The organism is uncultured Gimesia sp. (genome assembly GCF_937919775.1).
Taxonomy (GTDB): domain Bacteria; phylum Planctomycetota; class Planctomycetia; order Planctomycetales; family Planctomycetaceae; genus Gimesia.
This window is the reverse complement of sequence record NZ_CALFPF010000004.1, coordinates 1-8,462: the sequence shown is the minus strand read 5'-3', so window position 1 is coordinate 8,462 and position 8,462 is coordinate 1. Positions and strand designations below refer to the sequence as shown.

Genomic DNA, 8,462 nt, shown 5'->3' with positions numbered 1-8,462 from the left:
AACCCCATTTCGAGAAATTTGTTTTTCCCTTCGGTCTTAGAGAAAAGGCTTTGACTCGTTTGTGAACCGACAACGGTTCTCAAAGCAGACAATTGATCATTAAAGTTGACTGGCGGGGGTTGGATGACCCTCTTAAACGGTCTCATTGGTGGATAAACCACAATAAAATCCAGGGAGGGATTGTTATGGCTCATTCGAGTCTGAAGGTAACTCTGCTTACCAGTCTGTTGCCGGCGTTTCTGCTGATGGCACCGACGGTACAGGCTGCGGAACCAGGTGCGGTTAATAATGCGGTAGTCCAGCAGGAAAGCCGATCCAAAGCATCGAAGTATAACCCGGTCAGCTGGTTGAAACAGAAGTTTTCCCAGCCCACTGGCAAACCAGCCAACATACAGCAGATCAGCCATGAGCAGGAAACCGTTTCCCGTCCTGCTGGTCAGAATCAGAGCTCGTTTGCACAACGTCCAAAACTCGGGCGTCGCAGTCCAGGTTATGGATATATCCAGCAGGTCAGCAATCAGCCGACCATCATTACCTCCGCACCCGGTCGTTTTGAGAATGCACAACAGGCGCGGCCCATCAGCTACTCGCATGGACATATCAAACATCACAAAAACTACACAGCAGCTCAGCCGATGCAATCGTCGGCTGGCATGAATGTGCTGCCCGGATATCCTCAACTGGGAGCGCCCATGTATCCCTCTCCCAAACCAGGGATTCCCGATTACGTCGGACGAACCGTGATTACCAACCAGGCGTTGGCTCCTCAGGAAATGTTGTACGCACACGAGTACAACGCGATGTACGGCCCTTATTACTACAACGTAAAAGGGGGCTGGATCTGGACGCCCTTCGGTATGCGTTCTCATGAACGATGGAAACTGGAAGGCACTCAGGTCAACGTAAAATACAAATCGGATTTCGGACTCTTCCCTCGCTTCATTCCTCCGTTGGTGCGGTAACAACTCCCGGGGAACAGGCTGTTTAAACCAGAAAACGTTTATCACTTTGAGTGACTCCGCTCAGAGATACGATCAGGAAATAATAACATGCATAATTTTACTTATAAACTGGCAGGCTTTGTTGCAGTGGCAGGGATCATCACAATCCTGTCAGCTCAAAACCTGCAGGCAGGTGAACCCGGCAGCCTGAAGCTGAACCAGAAAACCGCTTCACCTGTGAAACAGGTTGGCTACTTTCAAGACAAATGTGGTTGTAAGCAGAATCACGTTTATTCCTACTCGGATGGGGCTTCTTATCCGGGCGGTAGCCCAGGCGGCAACTGCCCTCACTGTCGTGCCGGCTCTGGTTCAAGAACATCTGCCGGGTTTGGGAAACGTGGTTCATTAGGCGAATTTTTCCGTTGCAAATTTGGATACTTTATTCCTACCGGATGTGGCGGTGGAGGTTGTCCTCCGATTGGACGTTACAAAATGACATACGCCGTTGATCCCTATCAGTTTGATTCACGGGACGGTCAGCTTTATGGCGCACAGGGTTATGGTGTTCCGATTGCTGTGCCGCTGGCTCCGAATGTGCGTCATACTTACAACTACGGTTGGGGCGTTCCTTCCAGCCGCTTGACTCCGGTAACTCGCATCGTTCAATAATTAAAAAACTATTATCCTCAATCGGGTCCAGGAAGATTGATATGAGAATTCTCAACGTGCATATGCTTGCAATTTTAGCAGTGACTGGCGTCATGGCACAAACTGCCTCCGATGCCAGCGCTGAAGAGATAACCACAGCAGGCCAGGGAGTAATCCAGCAGGTGGAACACGTTCGCGGCGGTGGCTACAGCTACAATTGCCCTCCCGGATATTCCAATCGCTATGACGGCGATGGGACTTATCGCAACTATAGCTCACGCGAAGGCCTGGCCTTTTTGCGAAAATGTCACACCTCGCCCGGGCATGGATGGTGTCCCCCTTCCGCGCAGATGATTCAAAGAACGCCCGTAGAATACCAGCGTTATTACTCGAATCAATACATGGGGCAGCAAGGTCCTGCAGGTATGGGAGCCGGTGGTGCGGGTGCTGGTACAGCCTACCAGCAGATTTATATGCCCACCGATACAACCCAACTCGGCTTCTACTATCAGACCGTTCCCACCTGGCAACCACGCGCAGGTATGATTCCTCCGCCACCGATCCCCAGCATGTACCACACACGTGACTGCCGTTCCTGCAGAGGACGTGGCTGCCAGCACTGTCGCGGACAACAACAATATGGTGGCCCCGTTTATTATTCCACCGGAAATCCGGGAACGCCGCAACCGGAAATGCAACCAGAACCGGAAGAAGCCACGCCGGTTGTACCGCCGGCTCCAGCTTCCAAATTGAATCAGGCTGCGTTCTTCCAGAAATAATTTTGAGTTCATGATTCATAGCAGACAACACAGTAGACGATAATGAGTCACCCCATGAGGATCTTCTGGGGTGGCTCTGGTTTAAGTGATCAGTGGGCGTCAAAATACCGGGTGTTAAAAACCATTGACAAAACCAGGACTTTAAAGAGTTACATTCAGCCCCTGTTTTCAGGGGTTTTTTTACGCCTTGACAGCACCACGCCTCCGACGAAACTGCGTGATACGCGTCGCGCGCGTAGGAAATTTTTCCGCATACTGCATTCCTTGCTCCCTGTGATTCCGGTCACTATAAAACCCGCTGGTTTGAACCACATTTGTGAAATCGCAGCTCGACCACTTCCCGCTGTGCACCTCGTTTTTGTGCCAGAAATGACCTTAACTGAACCAGTCCGAACCATAACGGGCCTTACCCGAACTACACCCGGCCTTAACCTGACCCAATTCAGACATTGACTCTCCCGCGCCCCTCGCGATGATCTCGCAAAGTTAAACAACGATTTTGTAACAAACAGGCAGACCAGCTTTACGAAACTCCTCAACAAACAAAAGACGGCATCAACGCCAGACCGGAATCCAGCCACCAGAAACCAACGCACGGCAGAAAAACAACCACGCGCCCGCAATTAAAATTTGTACCCCGCATTCTATCTGATATCATCAAACAGACCGGAGATGAACATCGGGAAGGGAAAAAGACGCCGTTCGTGTGCGACTCCTAAAAGTACCCTGACTATAATGTTTGTGCCTTTCGTGGTAGCAAAAAATGAATCCTTCCAGCATGAAAAAAACAGTCTGGTCCGTTTTGATTCTGCTAGGCGTGTTCGGCACACTCGCCGCTTACCGCATGGTGCAGGAAACCCGTGCACAAACAGCAACCATCAACGCGGTACTGGACTCGTTGCTGCAGGATGGTTGTCAAATTCAGGTGGAACGTTGTAATCATCCCTCCGAAGAGATGCCCCCGCCCACAACAATTGACGTCACTCAGGAGCTCCAGGCGTTGGTGACCCAATTGAAACAACTCAAATATCAGACACGATCGGGCTTCGACGTCCCGGCTTGCGGCGACAGGGTTGTACTCACGTCGCTCTGCGATCAGGAATACGCCGTGTGGATCTCTTCGTTTGGCGTCTTTCTCATCCCAGCAGACTGCGCTGCCCGGTATGCTTTCTTTAGTCAATCCAGCAGGAGTACAGATCAGAAAGTATTCCAACAGGCAACAACGTTCTTTGAATCGTTAGCAGGAATTCAGTACCGCGACCAGCGATGATCCTTTACAAAACAGAGAGCACAATAGGCAGGCCCGAATGCAATTCGGGCCGAGCGCAGCGAGCAGGATGTGTCAGGGGGAGCACGCCATCACCTGCACAGTTTGTGGCACTGTTGGCTTGCCAACAGTGATCAGGAATTCGCGTTGAAAGCCAACAGCAAGATACAAGGCCGCCCCAGTGACTCAATTCGCGACAGAAAACATTTGCCCCCCCGGATTCCCACAGGTATCATAAAGTCAGATTCCGTTTTTCTGAATCCGATCCGTTCGAGATCTCAATTTCTGACACTGCTTGCCGGCGGGCACACGGCTTAAGCGAAACGATTCTCATAATCTGAAAGCAGATTCGATGAAGTACGCCCTTTCGCCCCTGCGCCTGAATGCAATTGTGCTCGTGATCCTGCTACTCCCTGTGATCGCGACGGCGGCTGAACCAGCTTTACAGGAAAAATCAAAACAGGAAGCTGCAGACGACGTGACCTTGAGTGGTATCGTCGTGGATGAACAGGACAAACCGGTGCCCGGCGTGACGGTATTTATCGAATGGCGGTACCCGGAACAGGAGCGCGTGGAAACAAAAACCGACGAGCACGGGCGGTTTCTCTTGCGCCCCTCAAAAGAGAACGTGCGCGGCCAGATGATTCAGGCGATCACAGATTCAGGACAGAAGCTCGCGCAGGCTCGGATTTCGCGACGAAACGTTGATCAGGACCATGCTCAACATGATCTGCGACTGCAGTTGCAGCCTGCGCGACGTGTGGAACTGTATGTCGTCGACGCAACCGGTAAGCCCATCGCCAATGCCAAAACGGGCATCATCGGCGACTTCAGAGACTGGGGAACCAACACGACCGATGAAAAAGGGCGCGTCGTCTATCACGTGCCTCACGATGTGAAAATTGACTAGAAGCTGTCTCATAACGTCAAAAAAAGTGAACTGTTTGGCGTGATCTTTGCATGTAGCTTTCTCCTGAAAGGAGAATTTCTCATGTATATGACGCTGGTCTGGTGGCCCAAACGAAAACGGGTTTCCACAAACTCAGCGTCCAGGACGGAACGCCCGGTCGTTTTGACCGATAAACAATGGTCTTTAGTCGCAAATTTATTTCCCTGGACTCCCCCTTCCAAAAAAGGAGGACGTCCCAAGGCCCACCCACGAGATTGCCTGGAAGGCATTCTCTGGATTCTAGTGACAGGAGCGCGATGGAAAGATTTACCAAAAGAGTATCCCTCTAAAGCGACGTGCCATCGACGTTTCCAGCAATGGACGATCGAAGGACGGCTCTTATCTGCCTGGCAAGTCATCCTGGAACGAATGGATGATGCCGGCCAAATTGATTTCTCTGAAACCTTTGCTGATGGCACGTTTGCCTCGGCAAAAAAGGGGGTAGAAGAGTTGGCCCGACTCGTCGTGGCAAAGGCACTAAAATCATGATTTTCGTCGATCGTCACGGGACACCTGTGGCGATCGACACAGAATCGGCCAGCCGTAGCGAAGTCAAGTTGATCGAGCCGCTGCTTGCAAAAAACACATTGCAAAATCGACAACCCGAGCGACTGGTTTATGACAAAGCCGCCGACTCGGACCCGCTGCGCAAACGGCTGATGGAAAATAAGATCGATCTGATCTGCCCGCATCGAAAATCGAGAGTCAAACCGCCGACGCAAGACGGTCGAAAGCTCCCACGCTTCAAACGACGTTGGATTGTGGAACGCAGTATTGCCTGGCTGCACAACTATCGTCGCATTGTCACACGCTGGGAATATCACGATTACCTCTACGAAAGCTTTGTAATTCTCGGTTGTTTATTTACACTACTAAAAAGGTTTTGAGATGCCTTCTATGTGTTTGCTATCAGCGAGGGGCATGGTGCGGATTATAAAGCCTACGTTTTACCCCGTGGTCAGGCCGGAGACAAAATCACGAAGCCCCCCGCGATTCCCGATCATCCTATCCGCTTGACGCTCGACGGAACCCAGCCACTGCAAGTACAGCTGAAAGCAACGGACGGCACGCCGATCGCCGGTGCGAAAATCTATCCCTGGCTCCTGGAAAAGCCGGATCAGCCACAGGATCTGAACCTGTCCTATTTCATGAGTCTGGTGGAACAAACAACGGACGCCTCAGGAACAGTCGTCTTTAACTGGATTCCTCACTGGCAAAAATCGCCGCTCACAATCTGGCCTCAGGATAAAGAACATGTGATTCAACGGGGCAGCTATGATCCGAAAACGGGAGAGGGCACACTGACCATCAAACTGGAAAATCTGGTCCCCCTCGCAGGTCGAGTGACACTTCCCGACGGCTCGCCGGCAACAGGGATTTCGGTCTCCGCCTCCGGTGAGGGGTATCAGATTGACTCATTTCGATCAACGACGCAGACAGACAAGGAAGGCCGCTACGTCATCAAGGCGGCTCCCGGTATGGTGTATCTTGTTGTCGTGCATGACAAAAAATGGGCGTCCAGGCCGCACACCGGTTTTCCGCTCTTGTCGGGCAAGCCCATCGAAAATCTGGATTTCCAACTCCGCCCCGCGACCCGCTTATTTGGTTGCGTGACCGTCGGCTCCCAGAATGAACCAGTGAAAGGTCAACGAATTGATGTCTATCAATACGGGCAGGATGTCAACAACATGCAGGGGGTGAAGCTTCCCAATCCGAAGAACAGTCACAAATGGGTGCAGCCAATTACCGTGCATAACACGTCGACAGACGAAAACGGGAAATTCGAATTGTTTGTCGGCGATGGCAAGTTTGATATTCGTGGCCCCGCACAGGTCGCCGTTCAAAAAATAGACACCATTCAAAAATTTGAAATCGCCGGCGAATCGGAAAAGGAGTTCAATTTTCACGCCGTCCGACCGGAGAAAGGAATTCTGGAAGGAACCATCGTCACAGGCGACCCGCCTCAACCGGTCCCGGAGGCCGAGATAACCGGAATCTATCGCGCCAGCCTGGCAAGCGGCGATATGAAATCGACGTCAGACAAATCAGGAAAGTTCAAAGTCGAGCGCGAACTGCACCGCACCGTAATTTACGCCCGCAGCAAAGACAAAAAACTGGCGGGAGTCGTCGAGATCGGCCCCGATGAGAAAACGGTGACCGTACTTCTTCGTCCGCTGGGGAGCGCTTCCGGCCAGCTTGTCGATGCGAAAACGAAAGAGCCGATGCCGGAACGAGAAATCAGCTATGGCGTCAAAGTATACATCGGCGCGAACAGTAACTCACCGTTTCGAACCAGTTTTGGCGGAAAGACCACAACCGATCAAGCAGGGCGGTTTGAGATCGTCAATCTGGTTCTGGGGCAGAAATACGACATCAATCTGGTGAATCGCCCTAAAGATCAACCCAACAGAATCAGTTGGCGGACCGTGGACACGGTGAAAGCGGAAGACAGTCAGCCGCTCGCCCTCGGCACTGTGGAAGTCTCTCCACCTCCGGCTCCTTATAAGCCTCCCACGCTGGAAGAACGGATCACCGCCGCATTCAATGCGAAGGGCACGCCCCTTGAACGCTTCACGCGATCAAAACAGGATGCCAAAATCACGATGCAGCATCTACTGATTCTGTTCGGCGAACCCAAAGGAGACGCTGTCCAGCAGTGGATGAAACTGCGATACGAAGATCAGGACGTGCGCGAGGCCTTGAATTCATTTGTCGTTTTGGCCATCGACACGTCTGGCGACAAGCGGGCTGCCGCTGAGGAACTCGCCAAAACGCTGGACGAAAATCTCGAGGGGGTCCATGCGGACTTCTGCATCGTCGCAGTAGACGAGCAGGGGAGACGCCTGGCGAACGCCGACATCGGCGCGCTTTCGTCCGATGGAAAAATCAGCCAAGAAAAATTCCTCACGTTTCTGAAAGCGTATACCGTGCCGACACTCGACGCGCAAGAACTGCTGGCGACCGCGCTCAAACAAGCGAAAGCAGAAAACAAACGCATCATCATTCAGGAAACCGCCACCTGGTGCGGCCCCTGCCGACTGCTCTCCCGATTTCTGGATAAAGAACGCATGGTATGGGAGCGTGACTACATCTGGATCAAGATCGATCACCGCTGGTCCGGTTCCGACGAGATGATGAAAACCATGCGCGCCGGTGCTCAGGGCGGCATTCCCTGGTGGGCCATTTTAGATCAGGACGGCAAAGTGCTCGTGACCTCCAATGACGAGGAAGGCACGAACATCGGTTTCCCCAGCGAGCAAAGCGACCGCGCCCATTTCCGCACGATGCTCGAAAAAACTGCCATCCGCCTCACACCCGCAGACATCAACACGCTCGTGGAAGCGCTGAAGCAGGATGAATAACGAACCCGTTCAATTCGGTTATTCTGAAGAGAGCAGATACCGCGATGCAGTTCCATCACCCTTCAGAAACACTCCGAAATCTCAGGACAATATGATGCGCTCGACCCACTTCCTCCTGCTGACACTGTGCTTCGCCTTCCCCGGCGTTGGCTTCGCACAGGTACCAAAACAGGCGGTTCCCATCGTCGCACAGAACCAGTCGATCCAGGAAACCCTCGATGCCCAGCCGGGGCGGATGCTGTTTCTGCCGGCCGGCGATTACGAAATTTCGGCGAAACTGGTTTTTCGCAGCGATGGCAGCGGCCTGTATGGGCCGGGGCGCATTATTCAGACGAATCCGGACGCCTCGTTTTTCGAAATCGAACATCGCGCGGGCGTGCAGTTTCGCGATATTGTATTAACGCGGCCGGAAGGAAAACAGACCACTGCGACGGAAGCAATCAACGCGCGAGAGTGCCAGGATCTGGTACTGGATAATGTGACGGTCAAAAATCACCGCACCCGCTCCGGCGTGTT

8 protein-coding genes and 1 pseudogene are annotated in these 8,462 nt (G+C 52.6%); all 9 read left to right on the top strand.

What is annotated here, in order from left to right; genetic code table 11:
* The first annotated feature begins 185 nt into the window (after positions 1-185).
* Complete coding sequence (locus tag Q0294_RS00085) at positions 186-962, top strand: hypothetical protein (RefSeq protein ID WP_299459367.1); 777 nt, start codon at positions 186-188, stop codon at positions 960-962.
* An 87-nt stretch (positions 963-1,049) separates the two neighbouring features.
* The gene (locus Q0294_RS00080; protein WP_299459366.1) at positions 1,050-1,610 is read left to right on the top strand and encodes a hypothetical protein; all 561 of its coding nucleotides are present in this window, start codon (positions 1,050-1,052) and stop codon (positions 1,608-1,610) included.
* A gap of 41 nt (positions 1,611-1,651) precedes the next feature.
* Positions 1,652-2,368 (top strand): hypothetical protein, encoded by a 717-nt coding sequence (locus tag Q0294_RS00075; protein WP_299459364.1) that lies wholly within the window; start codon positions 1,652-1,654, stop codon positions 2,366-2,368.
* Between the two features lie 778 nt (positions 2,369-3,146).
* Entirely contained in the window at positions 3,147-3,638 is a 492-nt protein-coding gene (locus Q0294_RS00070) for a hypothetical protein (RefSeq protein WP_299459362.1), read from the top strand.
* A gap of 349 nt (positions 3,639-3,987) precedes the next feature.
* Positions 3,988-4,545 (top strand): carboxypeptidase-like regulatory domain-containing protein, encoded by a 558-nt coding sequence (locus Q0294_RS00065; protein WP_299459360.1) that lies wholly within the window; start codon positions 3,988-3,990, stop codon positions 4,543-4,545.
* 81 nt (positions 4,546-4,626) lie between these two features.
* Entirely contained in the window at positions 4,627-5,073 is a 447-nt protein-coding gene (locus Q0294_RS00060) for a transposase (RefSeq protein WP_299459358.1), read from the top strand.
* On the top strand, positions 5,070-5,471 hold the full coding sequence (locus Q0294_RS00055) for a transposase (protein WP_145305532.1): 402 nt from the start codon (positions 5,070-5,072) through the stop codon (positions 5,469-5,471). Before Q0294_RS00060 ends, Q0294_RS00055 begins: the two co-directional genes overlap by 4 nt.
* Before the next feature lie 12 nt (positions 5,472-5,483).
* Complete coding sequence (locus Q0294_RS00050; protein WP_299459350.1) at positions 5,484-7,946, top strand: carboxypeptidase regulatory-like domain-containing protein; 2,463 nt, start codon at positions 5,484-5,486, stop codon at positions 7,944-7,946.
* A gap of 94 nt (positions 7,947-8,040) precedes the next feature.
* Positions 8,041-8,462 (top strand): annotated as a pseudogene (locus Q0294_RS00045) (hypothetical protein); the annotation flags it as partial.

Coding starts and splice junctions, on each gene's coding strand:
- Q0294_RS00085 (WP_299459367.1), top strand. CDS start 186: ATGGCTCATTCGAGTCTGAAGGTAACTCTGCTTACCAGTCTGTTGCCG.
- Q0294_RS00080 (WP_299459366.1), top strand. CDS start 1,050: ATGCATAATTTTACTTATAAACTGGCAGGCTTTGTTGCAGTGGCAGGG.
- Q0294_RS00075 (WP_299459364.1), top strand. CDS start 1,652: ATGAGAATTCTCAACGTGCATATGCTTGCAATTTTAGCAGTGACTGGC.
- Q0294_RS00070 (WP_299459362.1), top strand. CDS start 3,147: ATGAAAAAAACAGTCTGGTCCGTTTTGATTCTGCTAGGCGTGTTCGGC.
- Q0294_RS00065 (WP_299459360.1), top strand. CDS start 3,988: ATGAAGTACGCCCTTTCGCCCCTGCGCCTGAATGCAATTGTGCTCGTG.
- Q0294_RS00060 (WP_299459358.1), top strand. CDS start 4,627: ATGTATATGACGCTGGTCTGGTGGCCCAAACGAAAACGGGTTTCCACA.
- Q0294_RS00055 (WP_145305532.1), top strand. CDS start 5,070: ATGATTTTCGTCGATCGTCACGGGACACCTGTGGCGATCGACACAGAA.